Genomic DNA, 25,329 nt, shown 5'->3' on the forward strand with positions numbered 1-25,329 from the left:
AATTAAGCGCTGTGTTTTTTGATTAGTTCGATAAAGTGGTCAAATAGCGGTGCCGCGTCGTGTGGACCTGGGCTCGCTTCAGGGTGACCTTGGAAGCTAAATGCTGGCTTGTCTGTGCGGTGAATACCTTGTAGAGAGCCATCAAATAGCGATACGTGAGTAGCACGTAGATTTTCAGGTAGTGTTGCTTCGTCTGCTGCAAAACCGTGGTTCTGCGACGTAATCATCACAACATTACGCTCCAAATCTTTTACTGGGTGGTTTGCGCCGTGGTGACCAAACTTCATTTTCACTGTTTGTGCACCCGATGCTAGCGCAAGGATTTGGTGGCCTAGACAGATACCAAAGATTGGCAGGCCTTTTTCTAGGAATACTTTTGTCGCTTCAATCGCGTAAGTACATGGTTCTGGGTCACCAGGGCCGTTTGATAGGAAAACGCCATCTGGGTTTAGAGCCAGAACTTCTTCGGCTGAAGTTTCAGCAGGAACAACCGTTAGGCGGCAGCCTCGGTCAACCAACATGCGCAGGATGTTACGTTTTGCGCCGAAGTCGTAGGCAACAACGTGATATGGCAATTCGCTGTCGTCTTTCGCTTCTGGAAGTCCACCCTCAAGCGTCCACGAACCTTGTTTCCATTGATACGCTTCTTTTGTTGTAACCTCTTTCGCAAGATCCATTCCTTTCAAACCAGGGAATTCTTTTGCTTTCGCTAGTGCCAAAGCTTCGTCTAGATTGTTACCAGCTACGATACAACCGTTTTGAGCACCTTTTTCACGCAGGATACGAGTTAGCTTACGCGTGTCGATGTCTGCAATGCCGACGATGTTTTGCGACTTGAGGTAATCAGAAAGGGATTGTTCATTACGGAAGTTAGAAGCGATAAGAGGGAGATCGCGAATCACAAGGCCTTGTGCGTGGATTGAAGAAGATTCTTCGTCTTCGGAATTGGTTCCGGTATTGCCAATGTGAGGATAAGTAAGAGTAACGATTTGTTGAGAATAGGAAGGATCAGTGAGAATTTCTTGGTACCCCGTCATCGAGGTATTAAAAACAACTTCACCAACGGAAATACCATCTGCTCCAATGGAAACACCGCGGAACACTGTCCCATCTTCTAGGACTAACAGTGCTAATTTACCCAAGACAACCTCCAGAATAAAAATGCATAAAAAATAAATTAAGCTGCAAATTTGCCTTCCTTTACCTTGATTATTTACATAAACAGGTATTTTTGACAAATTGGCGGTATTCTAAAGACGGACTTGGAAACTGTCAACACACATTGAAAAATAAATTATTACTTTCTAGCGAGTAAAGGCGTTTCAACAGAAAAAGCCCTAAAAAAGTAAGTTTTACCTATCTACATGTCACTTACCATGACTTTTTTGTGAATTTTACAAATTTGAACTTATTGCAGATCACAAAATTTTGCGAGATTTTTGCGCAAACGTTCATCCGGCAAATTCAACCCTCACTTTTGAGCATTACAACAAAAACAACACACCAAACACCCAAAACAACAAGCAAAGTGTCGATATTAACTCCCTATGACATGCTCATTTTTTTTACATAATTTCCTTCAAATACAAAAAAGCCGGCTTGCGCCGGCGAATAATTATGTATTTAAAGTTCATTTAGCCCGAGGACATCGGTCATGGTGTAGAAGCCAGCTGGTTTAGAATGTAACCAAACTGCGGCCTTTACAGCACCATTAGCAAAGGTCATACGATCCGTTGCTTTGTGGGTAATTTCGACACGCTCACCGATATCAGCAAACATTGCAGTATGCTCACCGACGATATCACCAGCGCGAATAGTCGCAAAACCGATCTCATCTTTCGTACGTTCGCCCGTGATACCTTCACGTGCATATACCGCAACGTCACTCAACTTGTTACCCATCGCGCCAGCAATGGCTTCACCCATACCAATCGCGGTACCAGACGGAGCATCAACTTTATGGCGGTGATGCGCTTCTACGATTTCTATATCACAGTAATCGCCCATCACTTTGGCTGCTTTTTCAAGAAGCTTAAAGACTAGGTTCACACCTACAGAGTAGTTCGGAGCCATAACAACAGGAATTTGCTTTGCTGCTTCATCAATCAGGTCACGTTCTTCTTCACTAAAGCCCGTAGTACCGATGACAATGCTCTTACCATGTTGTTTACACAGCTCTAGATTCGCTAACGTGCTCACTGGAGCAGTAAAATCGATTACAACGTCAAAGTTGTCGACTTCCTTGGCTAAATCATCCGTCAGAAAGACATCAAACTTACCTTCACCACACAGTTCACCTACATCAACACCAACTAGAGACGATTCTGGACGTTCAGAACCAGCAGTAACGGATGCTTCTGGATTGATATGTGATGCTTTAACTAGGTTGCGACCCATACGGCCGGCAGCTCCTGCGATTGCAATACGAACCATTGCGCTTTCTCTCCTTCTCTGGATAAACGAGGCTTACCTCGCCTTCTCTCGTTTCGCTGTATCTTTTTAAACTAACAATATCCCGTGTTAACCACAAGACAGTTAGATGCAGGTTAAGAAAACTCTTTAACCACACGTTCCAGAATCGGCACATTCGCCTCAGGAAAGGCGTACTCAGGCAGAGCATTGATATCGACCCAGCATCCTTCTTGGCCTTCGCGACCATAAGGTTGATTCTCGAATTGTGAAACGGTCATAAAATCAAACTTCAAAGACTTGTCTGGATAGTCGTATTCCAAATGCTCAAACAAAGCTTGTTCAGTGACGGTAATACCAATCTCTTCTTCAAGCTCACGAATCATCGCTTGCTCAACACTTTCACCTTGCTCGACTTTGCCGCCAGGGAACTCCCAAAAACCGCCCTTGTGTTTGTCGCTTGGGCGTTTGGTGATGAAGATTTGCGACTTGTCTTGGTTAAAGATGATCGCCGCAACAATGTGAATTCTTTTCATTAGATTCGTTCCTAGATCTATCGATACAAAAAGAGCCGCCTAAGCGACTCTTTATTTATGTTTTCAGACTGTATTAGTCAATTTTACCGTGGCATTGTTTGTACTTTTTGCCGCTACCACATGGGCAAGGCTCATTACGACCCACTTTACGCTCTTCACGAACCATTGGTTGGTTAGAGCCTTCTTCCGATTCTTCACCTTCCGAAAGTGGGTTCTGTGCTGCCGCGTGTTGAGCTTGTGCACGACGAGCTGCTTCTTCAGCTTGTGCACGACGTTGTTCTTCCATACGCTCAACTTCTTCTTGTTGTTGAACTCGAACACGAGATAGAACAGTGATAACGTCTGTTTTCAGCGCTTCTAGTAGACCTTCAAACAGTTCAAACGATTCACGCTTGTACTCTTGTTTCGGGTTCTTCTGCGCGTAGCCACGTAGGTGGATACCTTGACGTAGGTGATCCATTGCCGCTAGGTGCTCTTTCCAAAGCGTGTCCAGCGTTTGAAGCATAACTGACTTCTCAAAGTTACGAAGCACTTGTGCACCGACAACTTCTTCTTTCGCTTTGTAGACTTCAACTGCTAGGTTGATGATCTTCTCACGTAACGCTTCTTCGTATAGCTTGTCGTCTTCCTCAAGCCATTGCTTGATAGGCGCATCTAGATCGAAGTCTGCTTTCAAGCGCTCTTGAAGACCTTCTACATCCCACATATCTTCTAGAGATTGTGGTGGAATGTATTCGTCGATGATCGCAGTAACAACATCTTCACGGTTTTGCTCGATCATGTCGCTAATGTCGTCAACACTCATTAGCTCATCACGCAATTCGTAAACCACTTTACGTTGATCGTTCGCTACGTCATCGTATTCAAGAAGCTGTTTACGGATATCGAAGTTACGACCTTCCACTTTACGTTGTGCTTTTTCGATTGAACGAGACAGCATCTTAGATTCGATCGCTTCACCTTCTTCCATACCGCTTTGGATAAGGCTAGCCATACGGTCCGAAGTAAAGATACGCAGTAGTGAATCTTCCATTGATAGGTAGAAACGAGATGAACCTGCGTCACCTTGACGACCAGAACGACCACGTAGCTGGTTATCGATACGACGAGATTCGTGACGCTCAGTACCGATGATGTGTAGACCACCAGCTTCTAGTACTTGATCGTGAACTTGTTTCCACTCAGCTTTGATAGCATCGATCTGTTCTTTGGTTGGATCTTGAAGCGCTTCTACTTTCGCTTGCCAGCTACCACCCAACACGATATCGGTACCACGACCAGCCATGTTAGTTGCGATGGTTACCGCACCAGGTGTACCAGCTTCTGCAACGATCTCCGCTTCGCGTTCGTGGAACTTAGCGTTTAGTACGTTGTGCTTAATCTTCGCTTTCTTAAGTGCATTAGAAAGAAGCTCTGATTTCTCGATAGAAACCGTACCCACTAGAGATGGTTGACCTTTCTCTACGCGCTCTTTGATGTCTTCGATGATTGCAGCAAATTTCTCAGCTTCAGTACGGTAAACCACGTCTGGCATATCGTTACGGATCATAGGTTTGTTGGTTGGGATAACCACTGTCTCTAGACCGTAAATCGATTGGAATTCGAATGCTTCTGTATCCGCTGTACCTGTCATGCCTGACAGTTTTTCGTATAGACGGAAGTAGTTCTGGAAAGTAATCGAAGCCAGCGTTTGGTTTTCGTTTTGAATCTTAACGCCTTCTTTCGCTTCAACCGCTTGGTGAAGACCTTCAGACCAACGGCGACCAGCCATTGTTCGACCGGTATGTTCATCAACGATAACCACTTCACCGTCATCATTGACGATGTAATCTACGTTGCGCTCGAACAATACGTGTGCACGAAGTGCTGCGTTCACGTGGTGCAGCAGGCTGATGTTAGTTGGAGAGTAAAGTGTATCACCCTCTTCCATCAGACCATTTTTCACCATTAGTTCTTCAACGAATTCTTGACCCGTTTCTGTTAAGTGAACTTGCTTAGATTTCTCGTCAACTGTGTAGTGACCGTCACCGCGGTACTCTTCAGAGTCTTCTTTATCTTGCTTTTGCAGATGTGGAATAAGTAGGTTGATACGAGTATATAGTTCTGAGCTATCTTCAGCAGGACCAGAGATAATCAGTGGGGTACGAGCTTCATCGATAAGGATTGAGTCCACCTCATCTACTACAGCGAAGAAGCGCTCACGTTGAACACGATCTTCATTGCGGAAAGCCATGTTGTCACGTAGGTAGTCAAAGCCAAACTCGTTGTTTGTTCCGTATAGGATATCAGCTTGGTAAGCTTCTTTTTTCGCTTGAGGAGGCATGTTTGGCACGTTAACGCCAACGGTCATACCTAAGAATTCAAATAGTGGACGGTTTGTCTCAGCATCACGTGTTGCTAGGTAATCGTTCACCGTTACTACATGTACACCTTTACCTGGAAGTGCGTTTAGGTAAGCTGGAAGGGTTGCAGTTAGAGTTTTACCTTCACCAGTACGCATTTCCGCGATTTGGCCACCGTTCAGTACCATACCACCGATAAGCTGAACGTCGAAGTGACGCATACCGTAAACACGCTTAGATGCTTCACGAACAGTAGCAAAAGCTTCTGGAAGTAGCTTATCAAGAGTTTCGCCTTGCTCTAGGCGTTCACGGAACTCAACAGTTTTAGCTTTTAGCTCTTCATCTGAAAGTGCTTCGAACGTTGGTTCGTAGTTATTGATCTCTTTTACAATTTTTCTAAGGCGGCGCAGTGTTCGGTCGTTGCGACTGCCAATTACTTTTGTCAGTAGCTTAGCTATCATTTTTCGTGAATCTCTCTTTAATCAGACCGTTCCCGATCTACTCGTAATGCCTTCAGTCTCTGCCAGTTTGGAACTAAGAATACTGAGATAAATCATTTATCAAAGATATTGAGTTCAAACATCCATATTTCAAGGCTAAATTTTGAATCAATGTGGCTTAGTGTAAGGATTTTTCATCGATACAACCATAAATAGACGTATTTGTTTGAAGCACTCGTAAGTTTTTAGACAAACTGATGGCGGATTAGCCAGTATTGCATAAGGCCCAAGACGTAAAGTCAGCATTTTCAAAACAATCCGCCCTAACTTGCTAAACCCAAATTGTCAGACTGAACTGAAAATAAAGGCCATAATGTAAACTATACCTAAGCAGAAAGCTGCTCTAGAATACCAATATCTCAACAAAATTAGATTTTACCTATGCGTGATCATCGCCCAACCTCAACAGACGATCTTATTGCTGAATCTCAATTTAAACAGATTCAAGAGCATGCTGGAGAGATCCTACAGCTGAACCAAGCCGTTCAAGAGATCTTACCAAAAGGCACGGCAGATCATTGCCGAGTAGCGAATGTGCGTAATGGTCATTTATTGATTGATGTATCGAGTGCTGCGATCAAAATGAAGATCGACTACGATCGCCTAATGATCCTAAATAAATTGCGAACGCAAGGTTTTGCCAAATTGATGAGTGTGGAAGTTCGGATTAATCCGTCTTTATATCGTAATCGGTTTGAGCAAGAGAACAAACCTAAACGTCCACCATTAACTGAGTCGGCGGCAAACTCGTTGTTAATCATTGCGGATATGGCGCCACCAAAGATCCAAGAACGTTTGAAACGCCTTGCCGATATGGCAGAAAAGAATAGCGAAAAATAGATAACAAAGTTTCAGATACTAAAAAGCCAGGCATTGCCTGGCTTTTTTAATTTGTTTGCGTTGGCGTATTTTACGCTAGAACCATGTTTGGTTGTGCAAAAGCAACTGGTGAACCTTCTTCTTCTTCGAATGTTGTCCATTCCCATGCTTCTTGATCTGCAAGAACAGCACGTAGAAGTTGGTTGTTTAGACCATGGCCTGATTTGAACGCACGGAATTCACCAATAATTGCGTGACCACACATGTAAAGGTCACCAATCGCGTCCAATACTTTGTGAGTAACAAACTCATTATCAAAGCGTAGACCTTCTTCATTAAGAATACGGTAATCATCCAGTACGATTGCGTTATCAAAGCTACCACCAAGAACTAGGTTCTGAGATTGTAGATATTCGATATCACGCATGAAACCAAACGTACGTGCACGAGAGATCTCGCGAACGAAACCTTGAGATGAGAAATCAAACAGAAGACGTTGCTCGTCTGATTCGATCGCAGGGTGGTTGAATTCAATTTCGAAGTCCATACGGAAGCCGTTAAATGGAACAAACTCTGCCCACTTATCGCCATCTTCAAAACGAACTGGTTTCTTAATACGGATAAAACGCTTAGGTGCATTTTGCGTTTCGATACCTGCTTGTTGTAGCAAGTATACGAATGGGCTAGCGCTACCATCCATGATTGGAATTTCAGGTGCGTCAACTTCAACAATAATGTTGTCGATGCCCATACCAGCAAGTGCCGCGTTCAAGTGTTCAACAGTTGAAATACGCACGCCTTCGTCGTTCACTAGTGCTGTACATAGCATAGTGTCACGAACAGACGCAGGATCAGCTGGGAAATCTACAGGTGGGTTTACATCTGTACGACGGTAAATGATACCTGTATTAGCAGCAGCTGGGCGCAGAGTAAGTGTGACTTTACGACCAGAGTGGAGACCCACACCAGTTGTTTTCACTATTTCTTTCAGAGTACGTTGTCTGATCATCTGCTTGCCTCTCTAAAATATGCTACAAAACACGGCCGTCTGTAACGTCGACCGTGAATGCTACCATAATTTTGAGCTATGTCAAATTTATGGGTTAAAGATTAATCAGCCTGACGACGCAAAAATGCCGGTATATCTAAATAACCGCTTTCTTTCTCTTGCTTTGGTGCTGCAGAGCTTTGGCTCGCAGAAGAAGCAGGAGATGAAACTGTGTTTGTCGGCTGAGGAGTTACCTGTGGCTTCTCTTGCACTGGAGTAGTTTGCAAGGTCTGTGCCGGTTTCTCTTCAGCTTGTGGCGCTGCAGCTTGCTGTTGTGGTTGAGTTTGCGGAGCAGCTGTTGGAGCTACTTTCGCTTTGCCACCCGCAACTAGTGTGATGTCTGGTTTTTTCTCGTTGCCGATACCCGTCGCAACAACTGTTACACGGATTTCGTCAGTCATATCTGGGTCTAGAGAAGTACCGATAACCACTGTCGCATTGTCAGAAGCAAATGCTTTCACTGTGTTACCCACTGTCTCAAACTCGTCCAGACGCATGTCCAAACCAGCAGTGATGTTAACAAGAACACCACGAGCGCCTGCTAGATCGATATCTTCTAGAAGCGGGCTAGAAATTGCCATTTCTGCTGCTTCTTCCGCACGATCTTCGCCTTTCGCGATGCCGCTACCCATCATTGCATGACCCATCTCAGACATCACAGTACGTACGTCTGCGAAGTCGACGTTGATCATGCCAGGACGAGTGATTAGCTCTGCAATACCTTGAACCGCGTTCTTAAGAACGTCGTTCGCGCTTGCAAATGCTTCTAGCAGTGTTACACCACGACCAAGTACTTTAAGCAGCTTCTCGTTTGGAATCGTGATCAAAGAGTCAACGTGCTTAGACAGCTCGTCGATACCTTGCTCAGCAAATGCCAAACGTTTTTTGCCTTCAAAGCTGAACGGTTTTGTTACTACCGCAACAGTAAGAATGCCAAGCTCTTTAGCTACTTCAGCAATAACAGGTGCTGCACCAGTACCTGTACCACCACCCATACCAGCTGCGATAAACACCATATCGGCACCAGTTAGGGAATCTTTAATTCGATCTCTGTCTTCGAGAGCTGCCTCACGGCCGACCTGTGGATTCGCACCTGCACCCAGACCTTTAGTGATATCACCACCAATCTGAATGACATTGCCAACGCTTGTCTTACGAAGTGCTTGCGCATCAGTGTTGACGCTGATGAATTCCACACCTTCGATGGATTCACGCACCATGTGTTCAACAGCGTTACCACCGCCGCCACCAACTCCAACGACCTTGATTACTGCATCGTCAGACATTTCCATCATCGGTTCAAACATGTGTTGTCTCCGTTTATCCTGCAACTCAGGTTAAAACTCTTTTTGTATCCAATTACGCAATTTACCGAAAAAGCCAGTAACAGATGAGCGCTTAGGTTCATTATAATCGCTATCGTCGCTAGACTGCATGTCTCTTGCGTAATGAAGTAATCCAACTGCCGTAGAATGGTACGGCTCTTTTACATAGTCAGTTAATCCGCTGACTTCGAGCGGTTTGCCGACCCTTACTTGGTTGCGGAATACGCGTTCCGCACATTCTACCACTCCTTCGATTTGCGCAGCACCGCCGGTGAGAACTACACCCGCGGCGAGATGGTGCTTGATGCCCTCTTCGCGCAATTTCGCTTGTACAGAGTCGATAGTTTGGTTAACCAGTCCCATAAGCTCTGAGTATCGCGGCTCAATCACTTCTGACAAAGTCTGACGTTGCAGACTACGTGAAGGTCGGCCACCCACGCTTGGAACGTTAACCGTGTCATCCTTACTGACTAGTTCACTCAAGGCACAGCCATATTTGACTTTTATTTCTTCAGCATCGCTCACTGGCGTACCAAAAGCAAAGGCAATATCGCTAGTTACCGCATTTCCTGCGTAAGAAAATACTTCAGTGTGACGTAACGCACCACCGGTCCAGATAGAAACATCCATCGTACCAGCGCCGATATCGACCACACAAACCCCAAGCTCTCTTTCGTCCTCGGTAATTACCGCATTACTTGCAGCAAGCCCAGAAAACACAAGTTGCTCTACTTTAAGGCCGCAGCGTTCTACTGCCTTAATAATATTGCGTGCCATATCATTATGGCATGAGATCAAATGGACACTCACTTCCATTCTCACTCCTGATAAACCAAGTGGGTTTTTAATGCCCTCTTGGTAGTCGATGGTGAACTCTTGCGGAATCACATGAAGGATTCGCTGTTCATCACCGATTTTAATCGATTTTGCAGTATGGATAGCGCGATCCATATCTTCTTGAGAAACTTCCTCGTCCGATATAGTGCCCATGCCTTTTTCAATTCGGCTTGCGATATGCTTACCAGACAACGAAATGAATACTCGGCTGATTTGGCATTCCGCCATTAACTCAGCTTGATCAACTGCGCGTTGTACTGATTTTACAACCGACTCCAAATCATTCACGCCGCCTTTATCCATGCCACGTGAAGGGCTGCTACCCGCACCAATAATATTTATTTGGCCATCCGGTAGAATCTCACCCACTAGAGCTGATACGGTTGCAGTGCCTATATCAAGACCAACAATAATGTTGTCATCAGCGGCCTTAGTCATTCGTACTCTCTTGTTCTAACTCATGTTCAGGAAACCACCCAACGGCGGCTCCAGTATCGTACCTAAGATCGATATAACTGATTCTTTGAGTGTCACTGCCAAGCTTGTTATAAAGCGAGAAAAAACGCTCTATACGCTCATCCAGAGACTCTTTACCGAGCTCTAGTCGAATACCGTTATCAAGGATGATTTGCCAAGCTCGTCGCTCGTTTAATACCAGAGACGATATAGCTAGACCCAGTGTTTGGAACTTAGGTCGGAGTTCGCGATAGGTTTGCAAGACTTCCGGCCCGGTTTCATTGGGTCCATATAACTTAACTTTCTCTTCCTTTAGCAGGCCGACATCGCCTTCGAATACCAAACCATTATTGTCTAACAGTTCGTTGCCATTCCAGATGGCTACAGGGCGATGTTCTGTCAAAAATACTTTTACCGTGTCCGGCCATTGCTTGCGAATTGCGGCATGCGCAACCCAAGGAATGGCTTCTACACTATGCTGCAGCACATCAATGTCTTGCGACATGAAGGTGCCAATATGATCAATCTGGCTAAACGCCGCTTGAACATCGTCTGCAGTGACGTACTCCAATTTACCTTGAAGCACAATTTTGGAGAGAGGTAACCTTTGGTCATCCCACATCCAACTGATCGCTGAGTACAAAACAGAACTAATTAAGGTCACCACGACAACGAAAAATAGCGCACCTAAAATTTTATCTTGGCGACCACGATTGTTATCCGTGTTAAGTCGCTCTTCATTCAGTGCAATATTCAACAACGTCTTCGTTTCCTGACTTTTGTCCTGTACTTTTCACCGATTTAGCTAACATCGGCAAAAGTATTGACTTTAACCTTGGGATTATACTGAGCTCTTGTAAACTATCAAACACTGATAGCGATAAATCACAACGTTCTTGACGCAAAATCGAGATCTAGGTCTTTCTCTGTGCTTTGCGTCAATCGTCGCTATTAGCCGAGCATCTTGTTAATGTTTAATTCAAGTGCTGCAAGTTGCTTCGCTACTTTACCGACATCACCCGCGCCTTGCGTCAAAATCAGGTCGCCGTCTTGTATAACGTTAGCTAAAACTGAAGGCAATTGCTCTATTTCAGGAACAAAAATTGGATCCACCTTCCCACGACTGCGGATAGTTCGGCATAAAGCACGGCCATCAGCCCCTGCAATTGGCTTTTCACCAGCCGCGTAAACGTCCAACATGATGAGAACGTCAACCTGCTCAAGTACATTCGCAAAGTCATCGTATAAATCACGAGTTCGGCTATAACGGTGCGGTTGGAAAATCATCACCAAACGCTTGTCTTGCCATCCACTGCGCGCAGCGTTAATTGTTACGTCCACTTCTGTTGGGTGGTGACCGTAGTCATCAACAAGCATTGCATTGCCGTTGCCAGTATCAAACTCGCCTAAATGATCAAAACGACGACCTGTACCTTGAGTACCAGCCATTGCTTTTAAGATTGCTTCATCACTGATGTCGTCTTCTGTCGCTACGGCAATCGCTGCAGATGCATTGAGTGCATTGTGACGACCAGGGATGTTTAGCGTGATATCCAGATTCGCACGACCTTCGCGTACCACGGTGAATTTGCCTTGCTGGCCTTCTTGATGGTAATTCTCGATACGTACGTCGGCATCCTCAGAGAAGCCGTAAGTAATCACTTGGCGGCTAATACGCGGAATCAGCTCACGAATCACAGGATCGTCGATGCACACAATCGCCTGACCATAAAACGGTAGGTTGTGAAGGAAATCGATGAAGGTTTGCTTCAAAGTTTCAAAGTCACCGCCGTACGTATCCATATGGTCAGCTTCGATGTTTGTCACGATGCTCACCATAGGTTGAAGGTGCAAGAATGAAGCATCACTTTCGTCTGCTTCAGCAATCAAAATTCGGCTAGAACCGAGACGCGCGTTTGTACCAGCGCTCTTTACCAAACCACCGTTTACAAACGTTGGATCAAGGCCTGCTTCAGAATAGATTTGAGTGACAAGAGCAGTCGTCGTGGTTTTACCATGTGTACCTGCGACAGCAATACCATGACGGAATCGCATCAATTCAGCCAACATCTCTGCACGGCGTACGATTGGGATACGTAACTCACGTGCCGCCATCACTTCTGGGTTTTCTTCGTTGATCGCCGTTGACACAACAACCACACTGGCTTTTTCTACATTGCTCGCTTGATGGCCGATAAATACGGTTGCACCTTTTGATACCAAACGCTCTGTCACTGGGTTCTCTGATAAATCAGAGCCTGTGATTTGGTAGCCTTCGTTCAACAGCACTTCTGCAATGCCGCTCATGCCCGCACCACCAATACCGATGAAGTGGATGGATTTCACGCGGCGCATCTCTGGCACCATTGCGCGAATCTGAGCTAAGTCTTGTGTATGTTGGATTGTCATCAATTCTATTCTCAATAATTCGTTAACGCTTTTCGGTCAAAGCGACAATGGCTTGTGCGACAACTCGGTCAGCATTCAATTTTGCAGCGCCACGCGCTTGCTCAGCCATTGTAAGTAAAGCTTGTCGATCCAATTGTTGGATCTGCTGAGTCAGTGACTCAACGGTTAAATCTGGTTGTTCAATCATTTTCGCCGCGCCGCAATCCACCAAGTGGTCAGCATTCAGTGCCTGCTGGCGGTCTTTATGCATAAACGGAACAAAAATAGCGCCTACACCTGCCACTGATACTTCAGAAACGGTTAACGCTCCAGAGCGACAAACTAGAAGGTCAGCCCATGCGTAAGCTTCTGCCACGTCATCAATGAACTCCGTTACTTCTGCATTTACCACATCATTAGCTTGGTATGCTGCGTTCACCTCTTCAGCGAAGCCTTTGCCCGCTTGATGACGAATACAGTAATCATCGCCCAATTTTGCCATCACTTCTGGCAGAGTTTGGTTAAGAATGCGTGCGCCTTGGCTGCCGCCCATCACCAAAATGCGAATTGGACCTTGGCGTTCATGCATGCGCTCGGTTGGGGCAACTAATTGGGTCACATCTTCACGAACTGGGTTACCAACCACTTCAGCATTTGGAAAAGCGCCCGGGAAAGCCTGAAAAACCTTCTTAGCGATTTTTGATAACCATTGGTTCGTTAAACCTGCTACTGCATTTTGCTCATGCAGAACAACAGGAATGCCACTCATCCAAGCGGCAATACCACCAGGGCCACTCACATAACCGCCCATGCCAAGCACTGCGTCTGGCTGCCAGCGTTTCATGTGCGCACGAGCCTGCATGGTGGCATTGATAATTTGAAATGGTGCCGCAAGAAGACGCTTAACGCCTTGACCTCGTAGACCTTTTACTTTGATAAAGTCGATTTCAATGCCGTGTTTTGGCACTAAATCCGCTTCCATTCTATCCGCGGTGCCTAACCAGCGAATCTCCCAACCTTGCTCTTGTAGCTGTTTCGCTACCGCAAGACCTGGGAACACGTGACCGCCAGTACCACCAGCCATCACCATCAAACGTTTATTTTTCTTCATCGATTTGTTGTTCTGATTCTTTCTGACCGCGCTTTAAGCGGCACTCGTGATCGATTCGCAGCAAGATAGATACTGCCACGGACATGATAATAAGACTCGAACCACCGTAACTGATCAGCGGTAGAGTAAGACCTTTAGTTGGAACGATACCGGCAGCTGCGCCGACGTTAACCAACGTCTGAAAAGCAAACCAAATACCAATACCAAATGCGAGGTAACCACCAAACATTTCGCCTTCATCAAAAGCGCGCTTGCCGATGTAAACGGCTTTAAGTACCAAGCTGAAGATCAGCATCAACACCAATACTACGCCCACAAAGCCGAGCTCTTCTGCTAACACCGCAAATACGAAGTCAGTGTGTGCTTCTGGTAGATATTCGAGTTTTTGAATTGAGTTACCAAGACCTTGACCAAACCACTCACCACGACCAAACGCCATGAGTGACTGAGTGAGCTGATAACCGCTGCCGAATGGGTCTTCCCAAGGGTCTAAGAATGAGGTTACACGGCGAATACGATATGGCTCGACCAAAATCAAACCAACAACCGCAGCGATACCAGCAATCATCAGAGCTAAAAACTGCGTCAGTTTAGCGCCGGCAATGAAGAGCATACCGAACAAGGTCACCAACATTACGACTACGGTACCTAAATCGGGCTGCCCTAACAGCAACACAGCGAAGAAGGCAAACACCATAATCGGCTTCATGAAACCGCCGAAGAAGGTTTGGCGCACTTCATCTTGCTTACGCACCAGATAACCGGACATAAAGACAAACAAGGAGAGCTTCGCCACCTCGGCAGGCTGCAAGTTGAAAAGGCCAAGCGGTATCCAGCGGGATGCGCCGTTAACCGATTTACCTGCCACCAATACGATGATGAGCAACCCAAAGGCTATCCATAGAAGGTAGTGACTTCTCTTAAACCATTGCTCTAGAGGTACTTGGAGGATAACGGAGGAAACACCAATCGCGAGAACTAGGAACGTGGCATGACGGAACATGAAGTGAAATGGCTGATCCGTCAAACGTGAGCTGATAGGAAATGATGCTGATGTCACCATCACCAAACCAGTTAACATCAAACCCAGCGCAATCCAGACAAGTTGACGATCAAAGAGCGCCTCTGGTGCAGGATGCTTAAGCCAAGTGCCAATGCTGCGTTTAACGTTACCTAAACCCACGAAGTGTGTGACCTTTAATTATGCGTATTTCTCAGCAAGAGCTGCGAATGCGTCACCTCTTGCCATAAAGTTGTCGAATTGATCAAAGCTAGCACATGCCGGAGACAGCATCACCATATCGCCCGTTTTTAACTGCGAAGATATCTGTTGAATCACATCTTCCAAGGTGTCGAAACGAGTTGCTGATTCATGCAGTGGCATAAATTCATCGCCATCCGCGCCAAAGCAGCAAAGTTGTAGGTTCAGTGTTGCGAAGATCGGTTTTAGTGGAGTGAAGTCCGCACCTTTTCCGACACCACCAACGAGTAAGTAAAGTTTACCCGTTGATTCAAGGCCAGAGAGCGCAGCCATAGTGCTCGCAATATTGGTCGCTTTAGAGTCATTCACCCATTTTACGCCACGATTATCCGCAACCACTTGGCATCGATGTGTCAAACCCGTGTAAGTTTTCAGTGCATTCAATGATTTGTGATAATCCACACCCGCCGCTTTAAGCAAAGCAAGCACCACAAGTGCGTTAGCAAGGTTGTGCTTACCAACCAACTTCAATTCATCACTGGCAATCACACGCTGGCCATGATCAAGCAGCCAAGTACGGTTACCGTCAACTTCAAGGCCGTATGCTTGTTCATCACTACCAAACGTCACCAACGGTGTTTCAGTCTCAGGGAAGGTTTCTCGATCATCACGGTTAACCACTGCCAGTTCTGCGTTATCAAAAATGCGCAGCTTAGCTTGTCGGTAGTCCGCCATGCCCTCATAACGGTCCATGTGGTCTTCCGAAAGGTTTAGAAACGCCGCGGCTTTAAGCTTCAAGCTTGATGTGGTTTCTAGTTGGAAGCTAGACAGTTCAAGGACATACAAATCTGCGTCTTGCTCTAGCAAATCGAGAGCAGGAACCCCGATGTTGCCACCAACACCAACCGTTAACCCGGCAGCTTTTGCTAGCACACCTGTTAGGTCTGTTACCGTGCTTTTACCATTAGATCCGGTAATCGCAATAACTGGCTTATCGACGGCCCACGCGAAAAGTTCGATATCACCAACGACGGATGTACCTTTCGCAATAATGGTTTGAATCTCAGGCGTTGCCAGTGCAATTCCAGGGTTAGTCACCACTAGGTCAGCATCTGCCAACCACTGTGTATTCCAACTCCCGCTGTGCAGCTCTACTTGCTCAGGTAAACGCTCCGCACCCGGTGGATTCGCACGCGTATCGATGACTTTAACCGCCAGTTGCGGCTGATTTTTTGCAAGGTGTTTAACGACAGAGAGCCCGGTAATACCGAGCCCTACAACGACGACCTTATGTATGTTTTGCCAACGTTCCATATTTGATCACGCAATTTGTCTTGTTCTTGGAAAGTGCGATTAACGCACTTTCAGTGTCGCTAGACCAATCAGAACAAGAACCATAGAAATAATCCAGAAGCGCACGATTACGCGAGGCTCTGGCCAACCTTTTAATTCGTAGTGGTGGTGAATCGGAGCCATGCGGAAAATACGCTGACCGCGCAGTTTGTAAGAACCTACCTGTAGAATTACCGATAGCGTCTCCATTACAAATACACCGCCCATGATCACGAGTACTAGCTCTTGACGAACCAATACTGCGATTGTGCCAAGCGCACCGCCGAGTGCTAGTGAGCCCACATCGCCCATGAACACTTGTGCTGGGTAAGTGTTAAACCACAAGAAACCAAGACCTGCACCAACAATTGCCGTACATACTACAACCAACTCAGAAGCGTGCGGTAGGTAAGGAATGTGAAGGTATTCAGAAAAGTTAACGTTACCCGTCGCCCATGCAATCACAGCAAAACCAGCCGCAACGAGAACCGTTGGCATGATTGCCAAACCATCTAGACCATCGGTCAGGTTTACCGCGTTGCTGGTACCCACAATTACAAAGTAAGTCAGGATAATGTACATCAAACCAAGTTGCGGCATGATGTCTTTAAAGAACGGCACGACAAGTTGAGTGGCGGCAGTGTCTTTGCCGTAAGCGTACAACGCAAACGCCACTACAAACGCAATTAACGATTGCCAAAAATACTTCCAACGAGCAATCAGACCGTCAGTGTTCTTACGCACGACCTTACGATAGTCATCGACAAAGCCGATAGCACCATAACCAAGCAGCACCGTCAGTACCGCCCATACGTATGGGTTCGATAGGTCAGTCCATAAAAGAATAGTGATAGAGATAGCAGCCAAAATCATGATACCGCCCATTGTTGGGGTACCACGTTTGCTAAAGTGGGATTCTGGACCTTCGTTACGAACAACCTGACCAATTTGGAGCATCTGTAGACGCTTGATCATGATAGGTCCCATCCATAGAGAGAGACCTAGAGCGGTAAGTACGCTGAGGATTGCTCGAAAAGACAGGTATTCAAACAATCGGAAAAAAGATAGGTATGGCTGTAGCAGCTCGGCAAGCCAAATAATCATTAATAATACTCCTTCAAAGCAGCAGCGACTTCAAACATACGTGCACCGTTCGCGCCTTTCACCAGCATTGTGTGGTGTTCAGGACCCGCTTGGTCTAGATGCTGCTTGATGTAGTCAATCATCTCTTGATGTGTCTCGAAATGGATGCCATCGCAAAGCTCGCTAATGACCTTCGCATCTGCACCATACGTGAGAACATGTTCAAATTTTTGTGGGGCAGCATGTTCCCCGACTTGACGATGAAGTGCAAGACTTTCCTCACCCAACTCCGCCATATTGCCTAAAATCAACCAACGCTGTCCCTGAAAAGCCGACAATAGATCTACTGCCGCTTTCATTGCTGGAACGCTCGCGTTGTAGCTATCATCAATCAATTTGACGTTATCGCTAAGCTCTTCCACTTCAACACGGCCCTTGACCTTGTTTAAGTGCTTCAGACCTGTTCGAACCTCTTCCAAGGTTGCGCCAAATTGCAACGCGATGATAGAAGCAGCAATCGCATTCGCCACGTTGTGTTGACCAATAATACCCAGAGACAGTTCAATTTCTTGTGAAGTTGCTGCGATATGTAAGTCAAAGCTTGCTTCGCCTGCGGCGTTCAACACGATGTTAGAAGCGTAGAAATCTGCGTCAGTATTATTTTGTGAAAAAGTAATGACTTTCTTATCTGCTAACACTTGGTCCCACTTGGCTTCACCATTACTGTCTAAGTTAACAATCGCAATGCCACCAGCAGCTAGCCCTTGGTAGATTTCACCTTTAGCTTGTTTCACGCCATCAATAGAACCAAACCCTTCTAGGTGCGCTGCCGCCACGTTGTTTACCATCGCGATATCAGGCTTAACCAGTTGAGTCGTGTATTCAATTTCACCAATATGGTTCGCACCCAGCTCAATCACTGCGTAGTCATCGTCTTGTTGAGAGCGCAGCAAAGTCAGTGGCACGCCAATGTCATTGTTGAAGTTACCTGCAGTAAACAGCACTTTGCCTTTCAGCTGCAAAATACTGGCAACCATCTCTTTCACGGTGGTTTTACCGCAGCTACCTGTGATCGCGACCGTCGGCGTTTGGCATGTTTGGTGAACCCAAGCTGCCACTTGCCCCAATGCTACCTTACTATCGCCGACAACGACTTGAGGCACATTCACATTAACGCATTTTTGTACCAATAGTGCGCCTGCGCCCGACTCTACTGCTTGTTGGCAGAAGTCGTGAGCATCAAAACGCTCTCCAACCAAAGCAACAAACAGAGCGCCTTGTTCGATAGCTCGAGTGTCGGTCGAAACAGATTCAATAGAGAGGTCGTTGCCAACCAGTTCACCGCCAGTGATATCGGCAATTTGAGAAAGCGTTACTGTGATCATGATGAAAGCCCCAATAGTGTCATGGCTGACTCCCGGTCAGAGTAATGGATGGTTCCAGAATTTAGAATTTGGTAGTCCTCATGACCTTTACCGGCCAGAAGGATAATGTCTTGCGAAGAAGCATGCTCAAGTGCGTAAGACAGCGCTTTAAAACGGTCATGTTGCACAATCGCCTCAGCTGGTTTCGTTAGACCTGCCAACATGTCTTTAATGATCAGCGCTGGGTCTTCGCTACGAGGGTTGTCATCGGTAAGTACCACTTTGTCACCCAAACGCTCGGCAATTTCCGCCATCATTGGGCGCTTACCAGCATCACGATCACCACCACAGCCGAAAATAGCCCAAAGCTCACCGTGGCAATGTACACGCAATGCTTGCAGCGCTTTTTCTAGCGCGTCAGGCGTGTGAGCGTAATCCACCACTACTTTAGCATTGTCGTCAGCTTGGAACAGTTCCATACGACCAAGAACGGGCTGTAATTGGCCTGCTGTTGCCAGCAAATCTTGCTTGCTGAAACCTAGACTAAGTAACGTTGTGAATGCCAACATCAGGTTCGCGGCATTGAACTCACCGATAAGTGGTGCATGCAACGTACCTTCACCAAACTTGCCATCAAACTCAATCGTGATGCCAGATTCAGCATAAGCGATGTGGTTTGCATACACGCTTTGAGGAAATTCTGTTGTTGGTTTGAGTGATACAGCAAGCGCGTTAGTCAGTTGTTTGGCCCACGATGCTCCCACCGTATCATCGACATTGATGATCGCATGCTCGCATTGATGGGCGGTAAACAACGTCAGCTTGGCATTGGCATACTCTTCCATCGTGCCATGGTAATCAAGATGATCACGGCTCAGGTTCGTGAACACGCCAGCGGCAAAAGACAGCGCTTTAACGCGACCTTGAATCAAACCATGAGAAGACACTTCAAGTGCTGTGTATTGCGCTTTTTGCTCAGCGAGCGAAGACAGTGTTTTTTGGATTTCAACGGCGTTGCCCGTGGTATTCGCAGCTTCTTGTAGATTATCTAGAAATCCATTCCCTGTCGTACCCATGACCGCAGCTTTTGAACCGACCAAATCAATCCATTGAGCAATCAGCTGAGTGATGGTGGTTTTGCCGTTGGTACCAGTGACACCAATCAAATCCATCGTCGAGTAGGTATACAGATGACCCGCAATTTCAGATAGGCACTTATCCAGCGCATCAAGGTAAATAACTGGAACATCATCAACAATCTCAATCGTGCCATGCGCTTTTTGCTCACAGGCTTGAGCAATCACCGCATTCGCACCTTGCTCAATCGCGGTTGGGATAAATTTACGCCCATCCACAACATGGCCAATGATAGCTACAAAGGTTGTTCCAGATTGAACTCGTCGACTGTCGAGCTCTAATTCAGAAACAAGAATGGACGACAAACTCGGGCAATCGACCCAAGTGGAAAGCAGCGTGTCCATACTGATGGCTTTAGTCATATTTATTCTCCGAGCATTAGCTCAGCTTTCTTCATTTTGTTTCTCAGTACGCTAATAAGCCTACTGTTGGAATTTATTTTCGTCAGGGGCAACGTTCAGAATTTGCAGTGCGCCTTTCATGATTTCAGAGAAAACCGGCGAGGCTACCGAACCACCGTAGTAGTCGTCACCTTGTGGTTCATTAACCACAACCACAAGCGCTAAACGTGGGTCACTCACTGGCGCAACACCTGCTGTATAGTTGATGTACTCATCACTATAGCCACCTGCACTTGCCTTACGTGCAGTACCTGTTTTGGCACCGACTCGGTAACCTGGAACCGCAGCACGACGAGCAGAGCCGCCTTTTTGCGTTACCGTTTCAAGCATGTCTAAGACGAGACGAGCATTCTCTTTGCTCACAACTTGGCGCGCCATGTCATTATCGTTACTTTCGATGATATGAATCGGCTCATACTTGCCCAAGTTACCTAGCGTCGCATAGGCATGCGCTAGTTGGATTGGCGTAACTGACAAACCATAACCAAACGAGATGGTTGCGCGCTCAATTGGAGACCAACGCGAGCGGCTCGGGAAAATACCAACTACTTCACCAACCAAGTTCAAACCTGACAACTCGCCAAGACCAACAGAACTGTACAATCCAAGTAAAGCTTCAACCGGCATTTGCATCGCCAGCTTGGTCACACCGATGTTACTCGATTTCTTTAGAATGGTAGTTAGGCTCGCTTTGCCGACTTTTGGTGCATCACGAACGCGACTACCACCGAGTTGAAGAATACCGTTACCCGTATCAACGATCGTATCTTTGTCTGCCACCCCATTTTCTAATGCGGCCAAAACAACAAAAGGCTTAATGGTTGAGCCAGGTTCCAATGAGTCAGTAATCACACGGTTACGCATTTTGTAACTTTGCCAATCACTGCGGTTATTCGGGTTGTAAGAAGGTGCATTCACCATCGCGAGAACCGCACCCGTTTTAACATCAAGAATCACAACCGATCCAGATGTTGCACGGTGATCGGCTACAGCCTGCTTGATAGCACGATACGCCACCGCTTGAATGCGCTGATCAATTGTCAGTTGCAGTGGTTTACCTTCTTGTTTCTCTTCAAGAGCAATGTTTTCTACCACGCGCCCATAACGGTCTTTACGGATGGTTTTCTTGCCCGCTGCGCCCGTTAACCACTCGTCATAGCTTCGTTCCACGCCTTCTAGGCCGTGGCCATCAATGCCAGTTACACCAACTAAGTGAGCACTAACCTCACCGGCTGGGTAATAACGACGAGATTCCGACTTCAAGCCAACACCAGGTAGTTTGAGTTCACGAATGTAGTTCGCCATCGCTGGGCTAACTTGGCGTTGTAGATAGATAAAGCGGCGCTTTTCGTTTTTCTTGATTTTGTTGATCAGGCCTTGACGATCCAAACCAAGTACATCAGCGAGTGCGTACCAGCTCTTAGTTTGCTGCAAAGCGCCTTCTTTGAAGATGGTCTTAGGATCAGCCCAAACAGCCTCAACAGGAACACTCACCGCGAGAGGCTCGCCGTTACGATCAGAGATAATACCGCGCGCCGAAGGGATGGCTTTAACGCGGACAGAACGAAGGTCACCTTGCTTGATCAGGTTATCAGGCTCGATAATTTGAATATAGGCCACTCGCCCAACGAGAAGAGCAAAGGCACAGAAGACAAAAAACAGCAGTAACTGAAAGCGCCAGCGAATCAAAAACGACTCAGGCTCTTCAACGACTTCTGCTTCTTTAGGTTCTTTGGTGGGTTGCGGTTTTGCCGCAGCTACTTTTTTTTCTTTCGCAGCAGGCTTGCGCGTATTTCCTTGTTTAGATTTGGCTTTTTTTCCAATCATTTTAACGTGATAACCACTTCTTTATCGCCATCTGGTCGTTTCATTTCAAGGTCCTTCTTTGCCAAGTCTTGAACGCGACTGTGTTCCGCGAGGGCTGTTTCTTCCAACATTAGGTTGCGCCATTCGCTGTCCAATCGCTCTCGCTCAACCAATGTATGATCTTTTTCAGTGATCGCTTGACGCGCATGATGAGTGGCAAACACCACTCCCATTGCAGTTGCGAAGATCAGTATCATCAACAACAACGACCAGCGACCGACGGTAATCAAGTCCGTCGCAATCAACTTAGCAAGATTAGGAGTGGTTTTCGTCATAATAATTAAAGCTTTTCTGCAATTCTTAGCACTGAGCTTCGAGAGCGCGGGTTCATGTCAATTTCTTGTTTCGTTGGTTTATTCGCTTTACCAATCGGCTTCATGTTCGCACTACCCAACGCTCGGATTTGTTCTTCCGTCATCGGAATGCCATGTGGCACTTCTGGGCCTTTGCTCTCTTTACGAATGAAGCGTTTCACCATGCGATCTTCCAATGAGTGGAAACTGATCACAGACAAACGTCCTTCAGGAGCCAAAATGCTTGCCGCGCCTTTTAGTGCTGTATCAATTTCTTCTAATTCACTGTTGATGTAAATGCGAAAAGCCTGAAAAGCACGGGTTGCTGGGTGTTTTTTCTCTTTAAAGCTCTTTGGTGCCGCATCTGAGATCAGTTTTGCGAGCTGACCTGTACGAACCATTGGCTCATTTTCTTCATCTTCGCGATAAGCGACAATGGCTTTTGCGATACGGCGAGCATGCTTATCTTCACCAAACTCACGAATCACCCAAGTGATATCATCAAGGTCTGCTTCCATTAGCCATTGAGACACAGGAATACCAGATGTTGGGTCCATACGCATGTCTAGTGGGCCGTCTTTCATAAAACTAAAACCACGTTCAGCGTCATCAAGTTGCGGAGACGACACACCAAGGTCTAGCAAGACACCATCGACTTTACCAACAAGGCCATAGTCTTCTGCGTACTGCGCCATGCCTGAGAATGGGCCATGGATGATGGTGAAGCGAGGATCGTCGATTTTAGCCGCTTCTGCGATAGCTTGTGGATCACGGTCGATGCTGTACAGTCGGCCGTTTTCACCGAGTTTCGACAAGATAGTTCGGCTGTGACCGCCACGGCCAAATGTTCCATCGATATAGATACCATCGGGTTTGATAGCCAAGCCATCAATGGATTCATTTAATAACACGGAGATATGTTGAAATGTTTCGGTCATAGCTGTCTCGTTGAATGATCTTGAAGCGATTCTTTAGTGTACTGATTTCCCACATCATCGCCACCTCAAGTCTAAAGTTAGACGTGATTCAGCGCCAAGTTTATTGGTAATGACATAGTTTGCGTCAATTAAATGCAAAAAACCCATCACTACCGAAGTAGAGATGGGTCTCGAATAGGTGGAGCCGACACATAAGCCGGGTTCTGTTCCGCTTGCGCGGCGGTAGCCATTCGTCTAGGCCAGCAATCACTCACTGGCTCGAGCAACCTACCCGCCTCCTTACGCGAGCAACGCAATGTGGAGGCCTATTTGGTCTTGCTTCAGGTGGAGTTTACCCTGCTACGAACTATTACTAGTCGTCCGGTGCGCTCTTACCGCACCCTTTCACCCTTACCTGTGCCCTAGGGCCATCGGCGGTCTTCTCTCTGCTGCACTTGTCGTAGGCTTGCGCCCCCCAGGCGTTACCTGGCACCTTGCTCTATGAAGCCCGGACTTTCCTCCCCTTTGTCAGTCTCCCGAAGGACGTCAACGTCAGTCTCCCAAAGGGACTTCGACGTCAGTCTCCCGAAGGACATCAACAAAGCAGCGACTACCCAGTCAGCTCCGAGGGCGGATTGTATAGAGTTATCCCCCCAGAGTCTAGTGAGATCACAGAAATGCTGAAAACGGTTGGTTAAGTGGTCAAAAAGGCAGCGACAAAAAGGAACGCTGCGCTTCAGGAGACGAGAGTCGAGAACGTTATGCTCTGAGAGAGGCTTTGAAAGTAAAGTTGTAAAATAAATGCACAGCCATATTAACAACGCACTCTCTTAACCATGTCTATGTAAATCTAAAAGCTAACCGCCCTTACACAGGAAACTACCAACGCGCACCTCTCGAAGCGAAGCATTCTAAAAGTGCGAGAGCTCATCAAACAAAAAGGGAGCCGCGTTAACGACTCCCCTTCTTAGTCTTATCTAAATAGCTCTGTAAACTAACGGCTCTTGCACTAAACGACCAAAGCGCACTTCTCGAATCCCGCCTCTCGAAGCGAAGCGTTCCCGAAGCGTTAGCGTTCTTTATGCTTAGCCCAGATTCTCCAAGCCCCACTTATACAGTGCATTTTTCTTTAGACTGTAGATTTCTGCAGCAAGTGCCGCGGCTTTCTTCAATGGAAGCTCTTTAGTCAGAATACCCAGTGTGCGGGTTGCTTCGTCTGGCAGAGTATCTTCTGTGGAGTCACGGTGGCCGTGAATAAGCAGAACCATCTCACCGCGCTGTTGGTTATCATCGCTTTTTACCCACTCAATCAGCTCACCCAGTGGCATTCCTTGAATGGTTTCAAAGGTTTTAGTTAACTCTCGCGCCAAGACAACTTCTCGTTCTGGACCAAGAACGTCTAACATATCTTGTAGAGAGTCTAAAATGCGATGCGGCGATTCATAGAAGATACAAGTGCGTTCCACTGACGCAATTTCCAAGAACTTGTCTTTACGGCCTTTGCTTTTCGGTGGTAGAAAGCCTTCGAAACTAAAGCGATCAGAAGGCAAGCCCGACGCACTTAACGCAGTGATGACCGCACACGCACCAGGAAGAGGCACAACTCTAACGTCCGCTTGACGACATTTTGTCACCAAATGGTATCCTGGATCGCTTATTAGCGGCGTACCAGCGTCAGACACCAATGCGATAGATTGACCTGATAATAGCTTTTCAACCAATACTTGCGCTTTTTGCTGCTCGTTATGATCGTGCAACGCGAAAGTTTTGGTTTGGATATTGAAGTGAGACAGTAATTTGCCCGTATGTCGAGTATCCTCAGCGGCAATGATGTCCACATTCGACAGAACTTCGATAGCACGTTGTGTGATATCCGCTAAATTTCCGATTGGAGTCGGTACGATGTAGAGAGTTGGCCCCTCATTCGGCAACTTATTTTTATCTGTCATTTGTTTACCATCACT

20 protein-coding genes and 1 other RNA gene are annotated in these 25,329 nt (G+C 46.6%); 1 reads left to right on the plus strand and 20 read right to left on the minus strand.

Annotated features, from left to right (window positions below):
* Window positions 1-2 precede the first annotated feature (2 nt).
* The 4 genes from carA to secA form a co-directional block, all read right to left on the minus strand.
* Window positions 3-1,142, minus strand: coding sequence for a glutamine-hydrolyzing carbamoyl-phosphate synthase small subunit (carA, locus tag ACLIIY_RS12915; protein WP_010445883.1), 1,140 nt, complete (start codon window positions 1,140-1,142; stop codon window positions 3-5).
* Window positions 1,143-1,623: 481 nt separating this feature from the next.
* Window positions 1,624-2,433, minus strand: a complete 810-nt coding sequence (dapB, locus tag ACLIIY_RS12920; protein WP_005425407.1) for a 4-hydroxy-tetrahydrodipicolinate reductase — start codon at window positions 2,431-2,433, stop codon at window positions 1,624-1,626.
* Between the two features lie 113 nt (window positions 2,434-2,546).
* Complete coding sequence (gene mutT / locus ACLIIY_RS12925) at window positions 2,547-2,945, minus strand: 8-oxo-dGTP diphosphatase MutT (RefSeq protein ID WP_434527700.1); 399 nt, start codon at window positions 2,943-2,945, stop codon at window positions 2,547-2,549.
* Window positions 2,946-3,018: 73 nt separating this feature from the next.
* On the minus strand, window positions 3,019-5,748 hold the full coding sequence (gene secA, locus ACLIIY_RS12930; protein ID WP_020194009.1) for a preprotein translocase subunit SecA: 2,730 nt from the start codon (window positions 5,746-5,748) through the stop codon (window positions 3,019-3,021).
* A gap of 420 nt (window positions 5,749-6,168) precedes the next feature.
* Between secA and ACLIIY_RS12935 the strand changes: the two genes are divergently transcribed.
* Window positions 6,169-6,627, plus strand: coding sequence for a DUF721 domain-containing protein (locus tag ACLIIY_RS12935; protein ID WP_005436153.1), 459 nt, complete (start codon window positions 6,169-6,171; stop codon window positions 6,625-6,627).
* A 70-nt stretch (window positions 6,628-6,697) separates the two neighbouring features.
* Here ACLIIY_RS12935 and lpxC read toward each other — a convergent pair whose 3' ends face one another.
* From lpxC to rsmI, 16 genes are all read right to left on the minus strand, one after another.
* A complete protein-coding gene (lpxC, locus tag ACLIIY_RS12940; protein ID WP_005436150.1) occupies window positions 6,698-7,615 on the minus strand; it encodes a UDP-3-O-acyl-N-acetylglucosamine deacetylase in 918 nt (305 codons plus the stop codon).
* A 101-nt stretch (window positions 7,616-7,716) separates the two neighbouring features.
* Entirely contained in the window at window positions 7,717-8,961 is a 1,245-nt protein-coding gene (ftsZ, locus tag ACLIIY_RS12945; protein ID WP_005436149.1) for a cell division protein FtsZ, read from the minus strand.
* A 30-nt stretch (window positions 8,962-8,991) separates the two neighbouring features.
* Window positions 8,992-10,254: a cell division protein FtsA gene (gene ftsA / locus ACLIIY_RS12950; protein WP_005436133.1), complete on the minus strand. Its 1,263-nt coding sequence runs from the start codon at window positions 10,252-10,254 to the stop codon at window positions 8,992-8,994.
* Entirely contained in the window at window positions 10,247-11,032 is a 786-nt protein-coding gene (locus ACLIIY_RS12955; RefSeq protein WP_005436132.1) for a cell division protein FtsQ/DivIB, read from the minus strand. The genes ftsA and ACLIIY_RS12955 overlap by 8 nt, the downstream gene beginning before the upstream one ends.
* Before the next feature lie 191 nt (window positions 11,033-11,223).
* On the minus strand, window positions 11,224-12,681 hold the full coding sequence (gene murC / locus ACLIIY_RS12960; RefSeq protein WP_038893967.1) for a UDP-N-acetylmuramate--L-alanine ligase: 1,458 nt from the start codon (window positions 12,679-12,681) through the stop codon (window positions 11,224-11,226).
* A gap of 22 nt (window positions 12,682-12,703) precedes the next feature.
* On the minus strand, window positions 12,704-13,771 hold the full coding sequence (murG, locus tag ACLIIY_RS12965) for an undecaprenyldiphospho-muramoylpentapeptide beta-N-acetylglucosaminyltransferase (RefSeq protein ID WP_434527701.1): 1,068 nt from the start codon (window positions 13,769-13,771) through the stop codon (window positions 12,704-12,706).
* Window positions 13,758-14,954: a cell division protein FtsW gene (gene ftsW, locus ACLIIY_RS12970; protein ID WP_434527702.1), complete on the minus strand. Its 1,197-nt coding sequence runs from the start codon at window positions 14,952-14,954 to the stop codon at window positions 13,758-13,760. Before ftsW ends, murG begins: the two co-directional genes overlap by 14 nt.
* A gap of 18 nt (window positions 14,955-14,972) precedes the next feature.
* Complete coding sequence (murD, locus tag ACLIIY_RS12975; protein ID WP_434527703.1) at window positions 14,973-16,286, minus strand: UDP-N-acetylmuramoyl-L-alanine--D-glutamate ligase; 1,314 nt, start codon at window positions 16,284-16,286, stop codon at window positions 14,973-14,975.
* Window positions 16,287-16,325: 39 nt separating this feature from the next.
* Window positions 16,326-17,408: a phospho-N-acetylmuramoyl-pentapeptide-transferase gene (gene mraY, locus ACLIIY_RS12980; RefSeq protein WP_005428568.1), complete on the minus strand. Its 1,083-nt coding sequence runs from the start codon at window positions 17,406-17,408 to the stop codon at window positions 16,326-16,328.
* Window positions 17,408-18,772 (minus strand): UDP-N-acetylmuramoyl-tripeptide--D-alanyl-D-alanine ligase, encoded by a 1,365-nt coding sequence (locus ACLIIY_RS12985; protein ID WP_434527704.1) that lies wholly within the window; start codon window positions 18,770-18,772, stop codon window positions 17,408-17,410. The genes mraY and ACLIIY_RS12985 overlap by 1 nt, the downstream gene beginning before the upstream one ends.
* Window positions 18,769-20,250 carry a UDP-N-acetylmuramoyl-L-alanyl-D-glutamate--2,6-diaminopimelate ligase gene (gene murE / locus ACLIIY_RS12990; RefSeq protein WP_434527705.1) on the minus strand — a complete coding sequence of 494 codons (1,482 nt, stop codon included), beginning with the start codon at window positions 20,248-20,250 and terminating at the stop codon, window positions 18,769-18,771. Before murE ends, ACLIIY_RS12985 begins: the two co-directional genes overlap by 4 nt.
* Window positions 20,251-20,310: 60 nt before the next feature.
* Window positions 20,311-22,116 carry a peptidoglycan glycosyltransferase FtsI gene (locus ACLIIY_RS12995; RefSeq protein WP_020194004.1) on the minus strand — a complete coding sequence of 602 codons (1,806 nt, stop codon included), beginning with the start codon at window positions 22,114-22,116 and terminating at the stop codon, window positions 20,311-20,313.
* Window positions 22,113-22,430: a cell division protein FtsL gene (gene ftsL / locus ACLIIY_RS13000; protein ID WP_005428577.1), complete on the minus strand. Its 318-nt coding sequence runs from the start codon at window positions 22,428-22,430 to the stop codon at window positions 22,113-22,115. Before ftsL ends, ACLIIY_RS12995 begins: the two co-directional genes overlap by 4 nt.
* Window positions 22,431-22,435: 5 nt before the next feature.
* Window positions 22,436-23,386: a 16S rRNA (cytosine(1402)-N(4))-methyltransferase RsmH gene (rsmH, locus tag ACLIIY_RS13005; RefSeq protein WP_005436119.1), complete on the minus strand. Its 951-nt coding sequence runs from the start codon at window positions 23,384-23,386 to the stop codon at window positions 22,436-22,438.
* A gap of 176 nt (window positions 23,387-23,562) precedes the next feature.
* Window positions 23,563-23,991, minus strand: an RNA gene (gene rnpB, locus ACLIIY_RS13010) — RNase P RNA component class A.
* 459 nt (window positions 23,992-24,450) lie between these two features.
* Entirely contained in the window at window positions 24,451-25,314 is an 864-nt protein-coding gene (gene rsmI, locus ACLIIY_RS13015) for a 16S rRNA (cytidine(1402)-2'-O)-methyltransferase (RefSeq protein WP_434527706.1), read from the minus strand.
* Window positions 25,315-25,329: the final 15 nt, after the last annotated feature.

It is taken from the genome of Vibrio sp. K4, assembly GCF_051122595.1.
Taxonomy (GTDB): domain Bacteria; phylum Pseudomonadota; class Gammaproteobacteria; order Enterobacterales; family Vibrionaceae; genus Vibrio; species Vibrio owensii.